We start from the raw sequence: 15,803 nt of genomic DNA on the forward strand, positions 1-15,803 counted from the left end.
TTCAATCTATCATCTATTCAAGGACAGCCTAGGCTGTCCTTTTTCTATGTTATCTCTTTATTCTCAAACAGAAAATAATAGGTGATATAACAAATTATCTAAACAGTCTGACTTTTACTGATTTACCTTTAATTTTACCTTGTTGAAGGCTTTTCCATACCTGTTTAGCAATGGACTGTTTTACCGCTACATAGGCATGAGTTGGATGGATATTTATCTTACCAATATCTTCTCCACTAAACCCTAAATCTCCAGTTAATGCACCAAGGATGTCCCCTGGACGCATTTTTGCTTTTTTACCGCCATCAATACATAGTGTTGCCATTGTCGCAACCAATGGTGTGATTGATAAACCTGAAGGGGCTGATTGCCAATCCAGTTTTATATTCAACATTTCTTCCAGAGCATTGGCGCGAGGGATCTCTTCTGGTGCGCAAAAACTAATCGCTAAACCACTTTCTCCCGCTCTGGCTGTTCGCCCAATTCGATGTATATGAACTTCCGGATCGTGTGATAATTCATAATTAATCACCATTTCTAGCGCTTTGATATCTAAACCTCGCGCAGCGACATCTGTGGCGACTAACACTCGACAGCTACCATTAGCAAAACGGATCAATGTTTGGTCGCGCTCTTTTTGCTCCATATCGCCATGTAACGCAAGGACACTTTGGTTGCTTTCGGTCAAAGCTTCATACACATCTTGGCAATCTCTTTTGGTATTACAAAATACCACACAAGAATTAGGTTGATGATGACTCAAAAGCTTTTGTAATAATCCCAATTTGCCATAACGGGAGATCTCATAAAATTGTTGTTCAACCGCTGGCAATTCATCCGGTGAATTAATCTCAATAGTGACAGGATCGTGTTGAATTTTTCGACTAATTTTAGCGATTTCATCCGGCCAAGTTGCAGAAAAGAGCAAAGTTTGACGTTGTGTCGACATTTGAGAAATGATGTCGCTAATATCATCAAAAAATCCCATATCCAGCATTCTATCTGCTTCATCAAGTACTAATGTTTTTACATCAGCAAGTGTGACAGTCTGCTTGTTTAAATGATCTAACAAACGTCCCGGAGTCGCGACAATAATATGAGCAGCATGAATTAATGAATCCCGTTGAATGCTAAAAGGCACCCCACCACACAGAGTCAGAATTTTAATGTTAGGCAGAAAACGAGCCAGTCGACGTAACTCATTAGCGACTTGATCAGCTAATTCTCGTGTTGGACATAATACTAATGATTGAGTATTAAATTGTTTTGCATCAATACGTTGCAATAAACCTAAACCAAAAGCTGCTGTTTTGCCACTTCCGGTTTTTGCTTGGGCTCGAACATCTTTCCCGGCAAGAATAGCAGGTAAAGACGCTTCTTGGACGGGAGTCATCGTTAAATAGCCAAGCTCATTAAGATTAGTAAGTTGCTCAGCAGGAAGTGCATGAAGATCAGCAAATGAGGTCACAATAAAATTCCGAATTAATAAGAAAAAAACAGTTATCTGTCATGATACTATCCCTTTTTTACGGTGTCGTGAGATATTTCACCTCACCTTCGTCATTTCTATTAATTAAAACTTATTGCCATCATTATTTTTCTTCTCCCACTCTATATTTTTTTCATTAACATACCAAAATAATAAAAACAAACTAATCAATACTAAACTTCCGATAAAGAAAATTCAGATCAATATTCTAGAATGTGATCATATTTTAGATACAAAATACTATAAAAAAACACTTTATAAATTATAGTATCAAAACAAACAGTGAGAATAATTCACACCACAAACAATACAACAGAAAAACTAATTATACGTTATGATAAGAAAATCAATTTTATTGTTTATTACAACAACATGCACTTTACCTGCACAGGCTAATTATCTCGGTGGATTTGCTAATATCAGTATCAATTATCTTGACTGGACGACACATACCACCCATAAAACAGGCCAAACTTCCCATAAAGATGATTTTGCTTATTTAGAACTTGAAGGGGGAGCCCACTTTTCATGGGGTGAGTTTTATGGCTTTTTTGACTTAGAAAATCCTTTTAATAATCGACAAACACAGCCCGGCGATAATCAGCGCTATACCGCCAAAGGAACTAGTCGTATTTATTTAGCTGACAGTGGGTTAAACCTTTATGGCCATGTATATGGTACTTGGTCACTGCCCGGAAAAGAATATGGCGGTAATTTCCATGAGGTTAATACACTTTATGGTATTGGGTATAACACACAATTAGCAGATATCTGGTTTAAACCTTTTATAGCTTTACATTATGTCGATCAAACTTATTATTCAGGAAATAATGGCTATGTGGTTGGCTGGGTCGCCGGTTATGATTTTAACTTGATAAATCAAAAATTTAGTATCACAAATTGGCATGAGATGGAGTTTGATCGTAATAAACGTTATGGCAATGGCGGAAAAAATGGCTTTAATGGAGCTGTCGCTATTTGGTGGCACCCCACGGCTTCCATTACTACAGGCATTCAATACCGCTATGCTTATAAAAAGTTAGGAGAAAACTTTTTACAAGATGGTGTGATCTATAGCTTAAAATATAACTTCTGATGGCTAATTGTTAATTTTTGTGACAGCGAATCACTTTTTATTCGCTGTTTGTCATTTTTAGCAGTTAATAAAAAAATTTCTTCTATAATAGAAATATTCAACAAACAATCAATCTGCGATATAAAAAATCATATAGCGATTAAATAAAGATACGAAACATCAAGATAAAACGAAATTTGCTTTCTAATACTCCTCAGACCTGTATTGTGTTTACTTTTTAAACAAAAAACGTTTTCTTACACTTTTTGCTGTAATTTTTTTTGTAAAAATATGTATTTATTTTAAAAACATGCTACTTTATGAAATTATAGTTAATTCACAATAATTAAATTAACATTTATTTAATAGTTTAATTACTTGTGATCACATTAACACAAAAGACTAACCAATCACTTACTTACCATTACAATTGTTTACACTGTCGCAACCTTACCGTAAAATGTCCTTACTGATACTGATGAAACAACAATAGAACCTTTATCATTTGGGTCGTTGGATGAGACTTATGAAATACATAAAAAGTATTGGGACACTCTCGCTATTAGCAGCCGCTGTTCTTTTAAGTGGTTGCGATATGGCGTTAATGAATCCCAAAGGCGCTATCGGCGCTGAGCAAAAAACATTAATCCTCATTGCGCTTGGTTTAATGTTGATTGTTGTGATACCGGTAATTCTGATGGTGATTGTTTTCGCTTATCGCTACCGTGAATCCAATACTAAAGCAACTTATCGCCCTAATTGGGCTCACTCAAATAAAATTGAGCTTGTCGTGTGGACCGTGCCGATTATCATTATCGTGATATTGGCAACCATCACATGGAAAACAACCCATGAACTTGATCCCTATAAACCACTAGTTTCAGATGAGAAACCGGTTACCATTGAAGTGGTTTCAATGGACTGGAAATGGTTGTTTATCTATCCAGAACAAGGTATTGCAACCGTTAACGAACTGGCTTTCCCAACCAATGTTCCTGTTAATTTCAAAATTACCTCTGATTCTGTCATGAACTCATTCTTTATCCCGCGCTTAGGTGGACAAATCTATGCCATGGCTGGAATGCAAACCAAACTTCACTTAATTGCTAATGAACCAGGTGAATACCAAGGTATGTCAGCAAGTTATAGCGGACACGGTTTCTCTGACATGAAGTTTACCGCCATTGCGACACCTGATCGTGCAGGCTTTGATGCATGGGTTGCAAAAGTAAAACAGTCATCAGATACGTTAAATACCACCGCTGCATTTGATGAACTTGCTAAACCAAGCCAGAAAAATCCAGTGACCTACTATTCAAGCGTGAAGCCGATGTTATTCCAAGAGACCATCTCTAAATTTGGTCATACAGGTCATGGCGCTCACACCGGTAGCAATCAGACTGAACACTCTGATGCAACAATGAATATGAACATGAGCCACGCGGCACATGCAGGAGCAGAGGAATAAAGGCATGTTCGGAAAATTAACTCTCGATGCAATCCCGCTACAAGAACCCATTGTTGTCGTAACCCTAATCGGCATCATTCTTGGCGGTCTTGCTGTTGTTGGCGCTTTAACCTATTTCCGTAAGTGGAAATGGCTATGGAGCGAATGGTTAACCAGTGTTGACCATAAAAAAATTGGTATTATGTATATCATCGTTGCAATGGTCATGATGTTCCGTGGCTTTGCCGATGCCATTATGATGAGAAGCCAACAGGCACTCGCCTCAGCGGGTGAAGCCGGTTTCTTACCACCTCATCACTACGATCAGATTTTTACCGCACACGGCGTTATCATGATTTTCTTCATGGCAACACCTTTCGTTGTCGGTCTGATGAACCTTGTTGTACCTTTACAAATTGGTGCGCGTGATGTGGCATTCCCATTTCTAAACTCACTGAGTTTCTGGTTCTTTGTCGTCGGTGTACTGCTTATCAATATCTCTTTAGGTATTGGTGAATTCGCACAAACAGGTTGGTTAGCTTACCCACCACTTTCGGGCTTGGAGTACAATCCTGGGGTCGGGGTCGACTATTGGATATGGAGTTTACAGATATCCGGTATTGGTACGCTTCTGACGGGGGTTAACTTCTTCGCCACTATCCTGCGTATGCGTGCACCAGGCATGACAATGATGAAAATGCCAGTGTTCTCATGGGCTGCATTATGTACTAACGTACTGATTATCGCTGCATTCCCAATTTTAACCGTCACTATCACACTACTGACGTTAGACCGCTATCTTGGTACACACTTCTTTACCAATGATATGGGCGGTAACATGATGATGTACATCAACCTTGTTTGGGCTTGGGGTCATCCAGAAGTTTATATTCTTATTCTGCCAGTCTTTGGTGTGTTCTCTGAAGTTACCGCGACGTTCTCTAAAAAACGTCTATTCGGTTATACCTCTTTAGTCGGTGCGACCGTTGTTATCACCGTCTTATCATTTATCGTTTGGTTACACCACTTCTTTACCATGGGCTCAGGTGCCAACGTTAATGCCTTCTTCGGTATAGCCACCATGATCATCGCTATACCCACAGGGGTTAAAATCTTTAACTGGCTGTTTACCATGTATCAGGGCCGTATCGAGTATAAAAGCCCTATGCTATGGACAATCGGTTTCTTAGTCACCTTCTCAGTAGGGGGGATGACTGGGGTACTATTAGCGGTTCCTGGCGCAAACTTTGTATTACATAACAGCTTGTTCTTAATCGCTCACTTCCACAACGTCATTATCGGTGGTGTGGTGTTCGGTTGTTTTGCTGGTATGACTTACTGGTTCCCTAAAGCATTTGGCTTCACGCTTAATGAAAAATGGGGTATCCGCGCATTCTGGTTCTGGTTTATCGGTTTCTTTATGGCCTTTATGCCACTGTATATCCTTGGCTTTATGGGTATGACTCGCCGTTTAAGCCAAAATATCAACCCAGAATTCCACCCAATGCTGATGGTTGCTGCTGGTGGTGCCGCTCTGATTGCTCTTGGTATTGTTTGCCAAGTTATCCAAATTTACGTCAGTATCCGCGACCGCCACTTAAACCGTGATTTAACAGGTGATCCATGGGGTGGACGTACTCTGGAATGGTCAATTTCTTCTCCTGCACCTTTCTATAACTTTGCCGTTGAACCGCAAGTGAAAGCTCGTGATGAGTGGTGGGATCAGAAAGAAAAAGGTACTGCTTATCAGCGCCCTGCAAAATATGAACCTATCCATATGCCAAAAAATACCGCAGCAGGCGTCATTATCTCTGCATTTAGCTTAGTGTTTGGCTTTGCCATGATCTGGCATATCTGGTGGTTAGCGATTGTTGGTTTCTCAGGAATGATAGTCACTTGGATCGCGAAAAGTTTCGATACAGATGTTGATTACTATGTCCAAGTACCTGAAATTGAAGCCATCGAGAATAAGCATTATGAAGAACTGAAAAAAGCAGGTGTGAAATAATGTCAACTCAAACTTTAAATAACGCAAACGCCCATGAGCATCATGGGCACCACGATGCAGGAGCGACGAAAGTTTTCGGCTTCTGGATCTATCTAATGAGCGACCTTATCCTGTTTGCCAGCTTATTCGCCACTTATGCGGTGCTTGTTAACGGGATTGCTGATGGTCCTTCTGGTAAAGAAATCTTTAGCCTGCCTTTTGTTTTAGTTGAAACCTTCTTACTACTGTTTAGTAGTATCACTTTTGGTTTCGCCATGCTTAGCATGAATAAAGGTAGTGTTAGCCAAGTCAATCTGTGGCTATTCGTTACCTTCTTATTCGGTTTAGGCTTCGTGGTAATGGAAGTATATGAGTTCCATGAACTTATCGCTGAAGGTTATGGCCCAGATCGCAGTGCATTCTTATCGGCATTCTTTGCCTTAGTATCAACACACGGTCTGCACGTAACAGCGGGATTAGTTTGGATTATTATTATGATGATCCAAGTATCACGCCGTGGTTTAACTGATGTTAATCGCACCCGTTTAAGTTGCTTAAGCCTGTTCTGGCACTTCCTTGATGTTGTCTGGATCTGTGTGTTCACCGTAGTTTATCTGATGGGAGCGATGTAATGAGTCATCCAAATACTTCTCCTTCAGGCGCAAGCCACGGCAGCATGAAGTCCTATCTGATTGGCTTTATTCTGTCCGTTATCCTCACCGTGATCCCATTTTGGATGGTGATGGAAGGAACAGCTACAACCTCAACTATCTTATGGACAGTCGTTGGTATGGCCGTCGTACAGATTGTTGTTCATTTAGTCTGTTTCTTACATATGAACACGTCCTCAGAAGAGCGCTGGAACGTTATCGCATTCCTATTCACCTTGTTGATTATCGGCATTGTTGTGATTGGCTCACTGTGGATTATGTACAACCTGAACATCAATATGATGATGGATTAAGAGTTGTCGCTATGATTAAGCAATACCTACAAGTCACCAAACCAGGAATTATTTTCGGAAATTTAATTTCTGTGATAGGTGGTTTCCTTCTCGCCTCAAAAGGCGAGATTGACTACCCCCTATTTTTCGCGACTCTACTTGGGGTGTCTCTGGTCGTTGCTTCTGGTTGTGTTTTTAACAACTATATTGACCGTGATATTGACCGTATCATGGAAAGAACGAAGAATCGTCCATTAGTTCAAGGATTAATCGACCCGCAAATTAGCCTTATTTATGCCTCAGTATTAGGTATTGCAGGTGTTGTGCTGCTCTATGTAGCAGCCAACCCACTTGCAATGTTTATCGCTGTATTCGGCTTTATTATTTATGTTGGGGTTTATAGCCTCTATATGAAACGTAAATCTGTTTATGGCACACTGATTGGTAGTTTATCAGGCTCTGCACCACCGGTTATCGGCTACTGTGCTGTTAGCGGTGAATTTGATGCGGGTGCAGCAATTTTATTACTTATCTTTAGTTTGTGGCAAATGCCTCACTCTTATGCCATTGCGATTTTCCGTTTTAAAGACTACCAAGCAGCCAATATCCCCGTATTACCTGTTATTAAAGGGATCTCAGTCGCTAAGCGCCATATTATTCTCTATATTCTGGCCTTTATGGTTGCAACGCTGATGCTGACTTTAGTGGGATATGCAGGGTATAAATACCTGATTGTTGCCTCTGCAGTCAGTATCTGGTGGTTGGGCATGGCATTATCTGGTTATAAAGCAACCAATGATAAAGTGTGGGCAAGAAAATTATTTATATTTTCTATCATTGCCATTACATCATTAAGTGTAATGATGTCTGTTGATCCCACCAGTTCAACAGAAACGGTTCTCGCTTATCTGAGATAATGTAATTTCAATTGCAAAAAATGCTAATGCCAGTCAATCATGACTGGCATTTTTAGTTTAAATGCCACATTCAGCCTTATCAGTACAATTTCGTCTTTTTTTGTATCCCATTTATTGATTAACCTCGTGACAAAATACTATTACAATGAGGTATCAGTAATACGAGGTAATCCATGAATGATAATAAAATGACTCCATTAGAGCGCAAAGCGACATGGGGACTAGGAGCTGTTTTCTCTCTTCGCATGCTTGGCATGTTTATGGTACTTCCCGTTTTAACCACCTACGGACTGCAACTACAACATGCGACAGAATCGCTAATTGGATTAGCTATTGGTATTTATGGATTAACTCAAGCAATCTTCCAAATTCCTTTTGGATTTTTCTCAGACAAATTTGGCCGAAAATCAATGATTGTTTTCGGCTTAATTATTTTTATTGTTGGTAGCCTTACTGCTGCTTTAAGTGACAGCATTTATGGCATTATTATCGGGCGAGCATTACAAGGTGCTGGAGCTATATCTGCCGCAGTGATGGCTCTATTATCTGATCTAACCCGCGAACAAAATAGAACCAAAGCAATGGCCTTTATTGGCATTAGCTTTGGTATTACGTTTGCCTTAGCCCTTGTTTTAGGCCCAATACTCACACATATTTTTGGCTTACAAGGTCTATTTTGGGGCATTGCCCTACTCGCTTTCGGCGGGATTATGATCACCCTCATTACCGTACCGAATAGCGAACATCATATACTTAATCGAGAATCAAGTTTTGTACGAGGAAGTGTCAAAAAAGTTTTATTTGATGCGCAATTATTAAAGCTTAATGTCGGGATTTTTTCACTACACACTTTATTGATGGCCGCTTTTGTCGCACTTCCTTTGATCATGCATAATGCCGGATTAGTTAATGAGAAACATTGGGTTGTCTATCTAGTCACTATGCTGATTGCCTTTATTTCAGTATTACCCTTTATTATCTATGCAGAAAAAAAACGTAAAATGAAACAAGTGTTCTTACTGTGTATCTTTCTGCTGATTATTGCTCAAGCTATCTTTATGATTTCAGGAACCAGCTTGTGGCTAATTATTTTAGGTATTCAGATATTCTTTATTGGTTTTAATATTATGGAGGCACTGCTACCTTCATTAATTAGTAAAGAAGCACCGGCAGGTTATAAAGGCACGGCAATGGGGATTTATTCCACCAGCCAATTTCTAGGTGTAGCATTAGGTGGTATTTTAGGTGGATGGCTCTACCAACATTACGATGCTCAAGCAGTCTTTGCTGGATGTTTATTGATTGGCTTAGTTTGGTTTGCCATTAGCTTAACATTACGTCAACCACCTTATGTTAGTAGCTTACGTATAGAATTGCCGGCACATTTATCAAATGCTCAACAACAACAATTAGAGCAGAAATTTAAGCAACAACCTGGTGTTAATGAAGTGGTAATTATGGCACACGAACAAAGTGCTTATATTAAAGTGGATACCAAGCAGACACCAAGAGCGACATTAGAATCGTTAGTGCTCGGCGTTTAAACCTCATATACCCTGTAAATGCGCTGAATAAACCAAACAGCGCATTTTTTTATACTTTCGTCATTAATCACGAAAATTGGTAAATTGGAAAGGCTGACCTAATTCACCCTCTCTAACTAATTTCATCACAGCTTGCAAATCATCACGTGATTTACCTGTTACTCGTACTTGCTCACCTTGGATTTGTGCTTGTACTTTTAATTTGCTGTCTTTGATCATTTTAACGATTTTTTTCGCTAAAGGAGTATCAATACCTTGCTTTAAGGTCGCTTCTACACTGTATGTTTTTCCGCTGTGAGTCATCTCTTCAGGGATATTTAAAACAGCACCATCAATCCCTCTTTTTGCCATTTTCTCACGCAGAATATCTAATAACTGCTGCACCTGAAATTCAGATACACTAGTTGTTTTTACTGACTCAGTTTTTTCGTTTAATTCAAAACTTGCTTCAACATTACGAAAATCCCAACGAGTAGTCAGTTCACGTTGTGCGTTCTCTACCGCATTGCGCACTTCATGCAAGTCAACTTCAGATACGATATCAAAAGATGGCATTCGTTCTTCCTCAATAAATAAAAACAACCTGAATAATAGCTGTTTTTCACTCAGCAAAAAAGCCATACTCATGTCATTACTCTTGACTTTCCATATAACAAAGCAGAGATAGCTTCAGCAAGTGAAGATAAACGATGTTATAATTTGATATAGCTCTCAATTTGCATTGATAAAATTACCGAACTGTTAATAATATTAGGTTAATGTTAGATGAATAATATGGAGCGCCTGTTTACCATTTAGCAGGAGAAAAATGATGAAAATAACCGTATTAGGATGTGGTTCAATTGGTAAACTTTGGATTGCAGGATTAACGCAACAAGCCCATGAAGTACAAGGATGGTTAAGAATACCTCAACCTGATTTTGACGTTAACGTTGACTCCATTAATGGTATCCCATTTCAACAACGCATTATGGCCAACCAAAAAACATGGCTACAACACAGTGAGTTACTGCTTGTTTGCTTAAAGTCTTGGCAAGTTTCAGACGCGGTTAATGCACTTATCCCTCACCTCTCTGCTGATTGCCCGATTTTACTGATCCATAATGGTATGGGAACACTAGATGAGCTCACCCTACCTGAAACACCGACTAAAAGAGCGATATTACAAGGTATAATCACTCATGGTGCTTATCAACAAGATCAAAAAGTGCTCCATACAGCAGAAGGGATCACCCACATTGGCCCACTAAATACAACAGCACGTCAATACGGTTATTTAGCTGAAATTTTACATCAAGCTTTACCGGATGTAGCTTGGCACAATGATATTCATACTATTAGCTGGCTAAAATTAGCCGTAAATTGTGTTATCAACCCTTTAACGGTGTTTTATCAATGTCGCAATGGTGATTTATTAAAATACCCTGAGCATATCCAGAAAGTCTGTGATGAAGTTTATCAGGTAATGGAGCGAGAAGGTGTTATACCTACCTCTAGATCACATTTACATGGTTATATTATCGATACCATAGAGCAAACTGCTAATAATTACTCATCTATGTATCAAGATGTGAAATATCAACGCCATACCGAAATCGATTATATTACAGGCTATCTATTACGTAGGGCATCAGAGCAAGGACTCGTGTTACCCGAAAATAAGCGACTTTTTCAATTTATAAAACAGAAGGAAGGCAATTATGACCATATCCGCACTCATCTGTCTAGCTAATGGTAGTGAAGAAACAGAGGTTGTTACCACCGCTGATTTACTCGTTAGAGCTGGAATTAAGGTCATACTTGCTAGTGCTGAAGATGATGTTGATGACTTAGTGATCACCTGCTCACGAGGGATCAAATTAATTGCTGATGTCCCATTAGTTCGTGTTGTTGATCACCATTATGATGCCATTATTTTACCCGGAGGATTAATAGGTGCAGAAACCTTACGAGATAGTCCTCTTGTGGTTGAAAAAGTACGCCGCATGCACAGTGAAAATAGACTAGTTGCCGCTATTTGCGCAGCTCCTGCGATCATCTTAGAGTCTCATAACCTCTTTCCAATAGGCAATATGACAGGTTTCCCCGGCTTAAAAGATAAAATCGAACCTAAAAAATGGGTTGATTATCGGGTTTACTTTGACGAAAGAGTCAATCTGATTACTAGCCAAGCCCCCGCTACCACTATAGATTTCGCACTTAAAATTATTGAGCGCCTAAAAGGTAAAGCAGTTGCAGCTGATGTCGCTAAACAACTTGTATTACCACCAGGTATTTATAATTATCAAGATGAAATTACTGGGTTTGGGGATAGGTAAATAATAATTGCTAACATATTATATTGAGCAAAAAAATAATATTTTTGCTCATTTTTATTCAGATATTCTTTATATTAGATCTATTTTCAGAATGATAACATTACTACAATAATAGAATTTAGTTATTTTAGTAATAAAAAGGTATAATATTCTGGGTATTGATATTTCTGAAAATAAAACTATTAGTTTTAACGCTCATCATGAACGAAGAGTAATTACTTCCATTAATAAAAATCCCAAAATTAGTATAATAGGTAAAAAGAATAAAATAACAATATATAGTATTTATCAACGAACTAAATTTGGTGATTATGAACGAGATGGTAATCCTCTAATATATTCATTAAAAGGTATTTTTAACTATACAATAACAATCAATGAACTATATAAATTCAAACCTTCTTTTTTAGCTATATTAAATAAAATAAGAGATAAAATAGTAAATCAAAATATTATATTTATCGCTATGCCTTCATCTAGTACAGTTCCATACCTATTGGCTAGGAGAGTTTCTCGTCATTTCAAGTCAACACTCTATAATGAGATATTTATAAAATGTACAGTAGAAGAAGTTATAAATCGTTATGCTAACAGCACAGTAAATAAAAAAGAAAATCATATAAAATTACTAAACAGAACGTTATCTGAATTACAATCTTTACCTCCCAATACGATTTTCAAAATGAAGCACATCCCTAATAAAATTAGGCATTATTTCTCTCCTTGGAAAATAGATCCAAACTTTAATATTAGAAAATTAAATAATTATAATATCATTTTAATTGATGATTTTCTTTCAACAGGAACAACATTAAATATGGCAACTATCGAGCTAAATAATTTAGGATTTACCTGTTCTACTGCAATATGTCTTCTAAGTAATCTTTGAAATTGCTATTTTTTTCTATTACTATATATTTATAGGATAAGATCTAGATGATAGTTTTAGATCTAAGAGCTAACATACACCCTTAGCTCTATAAATATGAAGCATTTTGTAAAAAATGTGGGTTCGCGCAAGCACCTTGATGATGGTCTAGCTATAAGAGCAAAGTAATCATCTGGAGAATGGCAGCGACATTCCCCAACATTATTGTTGTATAAAAAATAAAAGCCACTAATTTTAACTACTTAGTATGCAAAGTAGTTAAAATTAGTGGCTTTTTTATTAATAAAGCACAGTCTGCCAATATGTTACTTCTTACGATACACCTTTACGTTATTAAAGCCTTGTTCACGTAAATACAGTGCTTGTAAACGACTCATCATACCTCGCTCACAATAGAGCAAATAAGTTTTGCTGTTATCTAAATCACCAAATTGTGTACTTAATTTATAAAATGGTAATTCTTTAACATCTACACCCTCTAATTTTAGAGGTGAGTTTTCTTGTTCTTCTGGAGAGCGGATATCCAGTACAACGTCATTCGTTGCAAACTCAGAGACCATTTCAACTTCTGTTACTTGCTGTACCGTCTCTTCAGCAATACGGCGAATATCCATATTCTTAGCATTTTCAACAACACTATCGAGAATAGAAAAATCAAATTTTTCTTCTTCAGCTTCGATTTTGGCTTTAACCGCTTTTACTGTAGGATTCTTGGAGATAACACCACAAAACTCTGGCATAGTACGAGCAAAATCTTCCGTACCAATTTGGCGAGCGATATTAATGATATTTTCTTTATCGTGCGTGATAAGAGGACGCAGAATTAAGGTATCCGTCGCATTATCAATTAAACGTAGATTGGTTAATGTTTGGCTAGAAACCTGCCCTAATGCTTCACCTGTTACAATAGCTTGTACGCCATAACGCTCAGCAACACGAGATGCCGCACGCACCATCATACGTTTCAGAACAACCCCCATCTGGCCATCATCAATTTTCTCTAAAATTTCTGCCACAACGGGTTCAAAATCAACGGCAACAAAATGTACTTTATGAGAGCGTCCAAAGCGGTTCCAAAGATAATGTGCAACTTGTTTAACGCCAATTTCGTGGGCTGAACCACCAAGATTAAAAAAGCAGTAATGAACACGACTACCGCGGCGCATCAACATATAACTTGATACACCAGAATCATAACCACCAGAGATAAGTGATAATACATCTTCTTGTGTACCAATAGGGAAACCACCAATACCTTCATAGCGAGCATTAACTAGGATCAGCTTATCATCTTCAATTTCTAGATTAATGGTCACATCCGGACGAGTTAATTTTACTTTTGCACTTTCAACGTGTTGGTTAAAACCACCACCCACATAACGCTCTACTTCATTAGAAGTAAAACTGTGTTTACCACGGCGTTTAGCTCTTACGCAAAACGTTTTGTTTTCAACTAAATGACCAAAGGCAGCAAAGGTCTGTTCAAAAATATTATGTAAATCGGTATAGCTATGCTCTTCAACTTGTAAAAAGTGATGAATACCTGGGATACGAGTTAGCGCATCACACACCGCTTCGCTTTTACTTTCGTCTTTACTGACAACCACAATGTTGTCCCAGTGGCGAACAACCGTGATATCATCACCTAATGTACTTAATACATTGCGAATATTACTGGTCAGAATTTTGATAAAACGTATACGAACAGATTGGCTTTTGATCGTGATTTCGGGGAATAATTTAATAATAAACTTCATAGTCAATGGTCATAGGTTATTAAGTAGAGACATAAACTACAGTGATATTAATTGACTGGAGTTTATAAAAGTCACAAAGTATATCACCAATATTTAGGCCTCACCCGCAAAAATCGCTGACTGAATAAGAAATTTTCTTCTCAATTGTAGTAAGATGATCACTATTATTCAGCTAACATGCTTTATCATCAAAAATATTATGGCTAAAAAAACGACATCAATTAACCAAGACACCACGCAAACTCCAAGTTTTGAAGCTTCGATGCAAGAACTTGAGCAAATAGTTAACCGCTTAGAATCAGGTGAATTACCTTTAGAAGAGGCCCTTAATGAGTTCGAACATGGTGTTCGTTTAGCTCGTGTGGGACAAAAAACATTACAAGATGCTGAACAACGTGTTCGCATCTTACTCAAAGAGGATGATGACGCTACACCTGATGATTTTATCCAAGAGGCTGAATAATTGAGTAACGCAACTTTATGTACGGATGCGTTCCGTCAAAAATTACATTCTGCACATCAGCGTGTTGATGAAGCACTCAACCAAGCGCTACAAACGTTGCCTTTTTCTGATATGCCACTCAGCCAAGCAATGCGCTACGGAGCACTCTTGGGGGGGAAACGTTTACGCCCATTTCTTGTTTATGCGGTAGGAGAAATGTTTAACGTACCTGTTGCTAATCTTGATGTGCCAGCAGCCGCTATTGAGTGCATTCATGCATATTCACTGATCCATGACGACTTACCTGCAATGGACAATGATGATTTACGTCGAGGAAAACCCACTTGTCATATTGAGTTTGGCGAAGCCAATGCCATTTTAGCGGGTGATGCATTACAAACCTTGGCCTTTGAAATTTTAGCCAAAAATGCGATGCCTGATGTCGCCATTGCCGATCGCGTAGCCATGATTGCTGAATTAGCCACAGCCAGTGGTTTAGCGGGTATGTGTGGTGGACAGGCACTTGATCTTGATGCCGAAGATAAATCAATTGATCTTGCTGCTCTTGAGAAAATTCATTTACATAAAACAGGTGCGTTAATTCGTGCAGCGGTTCGCCTAGGGGCACTTAGCGCAGGGCAAAAAGGGCACGATGTGTTACCTGCACTGGATAAATATGCCCACACTATAGGCTTAGCTTTCCAAGTTCAGGATGACATTTTAGATGTTATTGGGAGCACTGAAGAGACTGGAAAGCGACAGGGAAGTGATCAAGAAGCAGGAAAAAGTACTTATCCGGCTCTACTTGGTTTAGCACAAGCACAAAAGAAAGCACAGGAATTGTATAACGAAGCATTGGATGCCTTAGCGTTTCTTGAACAATACGAGTACGATACCTCTACGCTAAAACAATTAGCGAATTTTATCGTAGAACGGAAAAACTAATAAAAAATAAAAAGAGCAGCTTACCTGCTCTTTCCCTATTACAAGTCATT

14 protein-coding genes are annotated in these 15,803 nt (G+C 38.4%); 11 read left to right on the forward strand and 3 right to left on the reverse strand.

The features are described 5' to 3' along the window. Positions 1–94: 94 nt before the first annotated feature. On the reverse strand, positions 95–1,468 hold the full coding sequence (gene dbpA, locus GWI58_RS01770) for an ATP-dependent RNA helicase DbpA (protein WP_049218669.1): 1,374 nt from the start codon (positions 1,466–1,468) through the stop codon (positions 95–97). Positions 1,469–1,823: 355 nt separating this feature from the next. On the opposite strand from dbpA, the gene GWI58_RS01775 reads away from it, so the two are divergent. From GWI58_RS01775 to GWI58_RS01805, 7 genes are all read left to right on the forward strand, one after another. Further along, the gene (locus GWI58_RS01775; RefSeq protein ID WP_094959403.1) at positions 1,824–2,585 is read left to right on the forward strand and encodes a nucleoside-specific channel-forming Tsx family protein; all 762 of its coding nucleotides are present in this window, start codon (positions 1,824–1,826) and stop codon (positions 2,583–2,585) included. A 496-nt stretch (positions 2,586–3,081) separates the two neighbouring features. Then, positions 3,082–4,032 carry a cytochrome o ubiquinol oxidase subunit II gene (cyoA, locus tag GWI58_RS01780; RefSeq protein ID WP_004245101.1) on the forward strand — a complete coding sequence of 317 codons (951 nt, stop codon included), beginning with the start codon at positions 3,082–3,084 and terminating at the stop codon, positions 4,030–4,032. A 4-nt stretch (positions 4,033–4,036) separates the two neighbouring features. Continuing rightward, positions 4,037–6,019, forward strand: a complete 1,983-nt coding sequence (cyoB, locus tag GWI58_RS01785) for a cytochrome o ubiquinol oxidase subunit I (RefSeq protein ID WP_094959404.1) — start codon at positions 4,037–4,039, stop codon at positions 6,017–6,019. Next, a complete protein-coding gene (locus tag GWI58_RS01790; protein ID WP_004245104.1) occupies positions 6,019–6,630 on the forward strand; it encodes a cytochrome o ubiquinol oxidase subunit III in 612 nt (203 codons plus the stop codon). Before cyoB ends, GWI58_RS01790 begins: the two co-directional genes overlap by 1 nt. Further along, positions 6,630–6,962 carry a cytochrome o ubiquinol oxidase subunit IV gene (locus GWI58_RS01795; protein WP_004245105.1) on the forward strand — a complete coding sequence of 111 codons (333 nt, stop codon included), beginning with the start codon at positions 6,630–6,632 and terminating at the stop codon, positions 6,960–6,962. The genes GWI58_RS01790 and GWI58_RS01795 overlap by 1 nt, the downstream gene beginning before the upstream one ends. Before the next feature lie 11 nt (positions 6,963–6,973). Continuing rightward, a complete protein-coding gene (gene cyoE / locus GWI58_RS01800; protein ID WP_004247221.1) occupies positions 6,974–7,858 on the forward strand; it encodes a heme o synthase in 885 nt (294 codons plus the stop codon). Positions 7,859–8,031: 173 nt separating this feature from the next. Further along, positions 8,032–9,402 (forward strand): MFS transporter, encoded by a 1,371-nt coding sequence (locus GWI58_RS01805; RefSeq protein ID WP_060555255.1) that lies wholly within the window; start codon positions 8,032–8,034, stop codon positions 9,400–9,402. A 63-nt stretch (positions 9,403–9,465) separates the two neighbouring features. Here GWI58_RS01805 and GWI58_RS01810 read toward each other — a convergent pair whose 3' ends face one another. Next, entirely contained in the window at positions 9,466–9,957 is a 492-nt protein-coding gene (locus GWI58_RS01810) for a YajQ family cyclic di-GMP-binding protein (RefSeq protein WP_004245110.1), read from the reverse strand. 256 nt (positions 9,958–10,213) lie between these two features. Here GWI58_RS01810 and panE point away from each other — a divergent pair, with 256 nt between their 5' ends. Further along, positions 10,214–11,134: a 2-dehydropantoate 2-reductase gene (gene panE, locus GWI58_RS01815; RefSeq protein WP_172409580.1), complete on the forward strand. Its 921-nt coding sequence runs from the start codon at positions 10,214–10,216 to the stop codon at positions 11,132–11,134. After that, the gene (gene yajL / locus GWI58_RS01820) at positions 11,103–11,720 is read left to right on the forward strand and encodes a protein deglycase YajL (protein WP_046335235.1); all 618 of its coding nucleotides are present in this window, start codon (positions 11,103–11,105) and stop codon (positions 11,718–11,720) included. The genes panE and yajL overlap by 32 nt, the downstream gene beginning before the upstream one ends. Positions 11,721–12,914: 1,194 nt before the next feature. Here yajL and thiI read toward each other — a convergent pair. Beyond that, complete coding sequence (thiI, locus tag GWI58_RS01825) at positions 12,915–14,366, reverse strand: tRNA uracil 4-sulfurtransferase ThiI (protein WP_004245118.1); 1,452 nt, start codon at positions 14,364–14,366, stop codon at positions 12,915–12,917. Positions 14,367–14,565: 199 nt separating this feature from the next. Here thiI and xseB point away from each other — a divergent pair, with 199 nt between their 5' ends. Continuing rightward, a complete protein-coding gene (gene xseB, locus GWI58_RS01830; RefSeq protein WP_004247215.1) occupies positions 14,566–14,829 on the forward strand; it encodes an exodeoxyribonuclease VII small subunit in 264 nt (87 codons plus the stop codon). After that, the gene (ispA, locus tag GWI58_RS01835; RefSeq protein ID WP_110229766.1) at positions 14,830–15,753 is read left to right on the forward strand and encodes a (2E,6E)-farnesyl diphosphate synthase; all 924 of its coding nucleotides are present in this window, start codon (positions 14,830–14,832) and stop codon (positions 15,751–15,753) included. Positions 15,754–15,803: the final 50 nt, after the last annotated feature.

Source organism: Proteus sp. G2674, from assembly GCF_009915195.1.
GTDB classification, from domain to species: Bacteria; Pseudomonadota; Gammaproteobacteria; order Enterobacterales; family Enterobacteriaceae; genus Proteus; species Proteus mirabilis.

Excerpts from the sequence above, each read along its gene's own strand:
- GWI58_RS01775 (WP_094959403.1), top strand. The coding sequence starts at position 1,824 with ATGATAAGAAAATCAATTTTATTGTTTATTACAACAACATGCACTTTA.
- cyoA (WP_004245101.1), top strand. The coding sequence starts at position 3,082 with ATGAGACTTATGAAATACATAAAAAGTATTGGGACACTCTCGCTATTA.
- cyoB (WP_094959404.1), top strand. The coding sequence starts at position 4,037 with ATGTTCGGAAAATTAACTCTCGATGCAATCCCGCTACAAGAACCCATT.
- GWI58_RS01790 (WP_004245104.1), top strand. The coding sequence starts at position 6,019 with ATGTCAACTCAAACTTTAAATAACGCAAACGCCCATGAGCATCATGGG.
- GWI58_RS01795 (WP_004245105.1), top strand. The coding sequence starts at position 6,630 with ATGAGTCATCCAAATACTTCTCCTTCAGGCGCAAGCCACGGCAGCATG.
- cyoE (WP_004247221.1), top strand. The coding sequence starts at position 6,974 with ATGATTAAGCAATACCTACAAGTCACCAAACCAGGAATTATTTTCGGA.
- GWI58_RS01805 (WP_060555255.1), top strand. The coding sequence starts at position 8,032 with ATGAATGATAATAAAATGACTCCATTAGAGCGCAAAGCGACATGGGGA.
- GWI58_RS01810 (WP_004245110.1), bottom strand. The coding sequence starts at position 9,957 with ATGCCATCTTTTGATATCGTATCTGAAGTTGACTTGCATGAAGTGCGC.
- panE (WP_172409580.1), top strand. The coding sequence starts at position 10,214 with ATGAAAATAACCGTATTAGGATGTGGTTCAATTGGTAAACTTTGGATT.
- yajL (WP_046335235.1), top strand. The coding sequence starts at position 11,103 with ATGACCATATCCGCACTCATCTGTCTAGCTAATGGTAGTGAAGAAACA.
- thiI (WP_004245118.1), bottom strand. The coding sequence starts at position 14,366 with ATGAAGTTTATTATTAAATTATTCCCCGAAATCACGATCAAAAGCCAA.
- xseB (WP_004247215.1), top strand. The coding sequence starts at position 14,566 with ATGGCTAAAAAAACGACATCAATTAACCAAGACACCACGCAAACTCCA.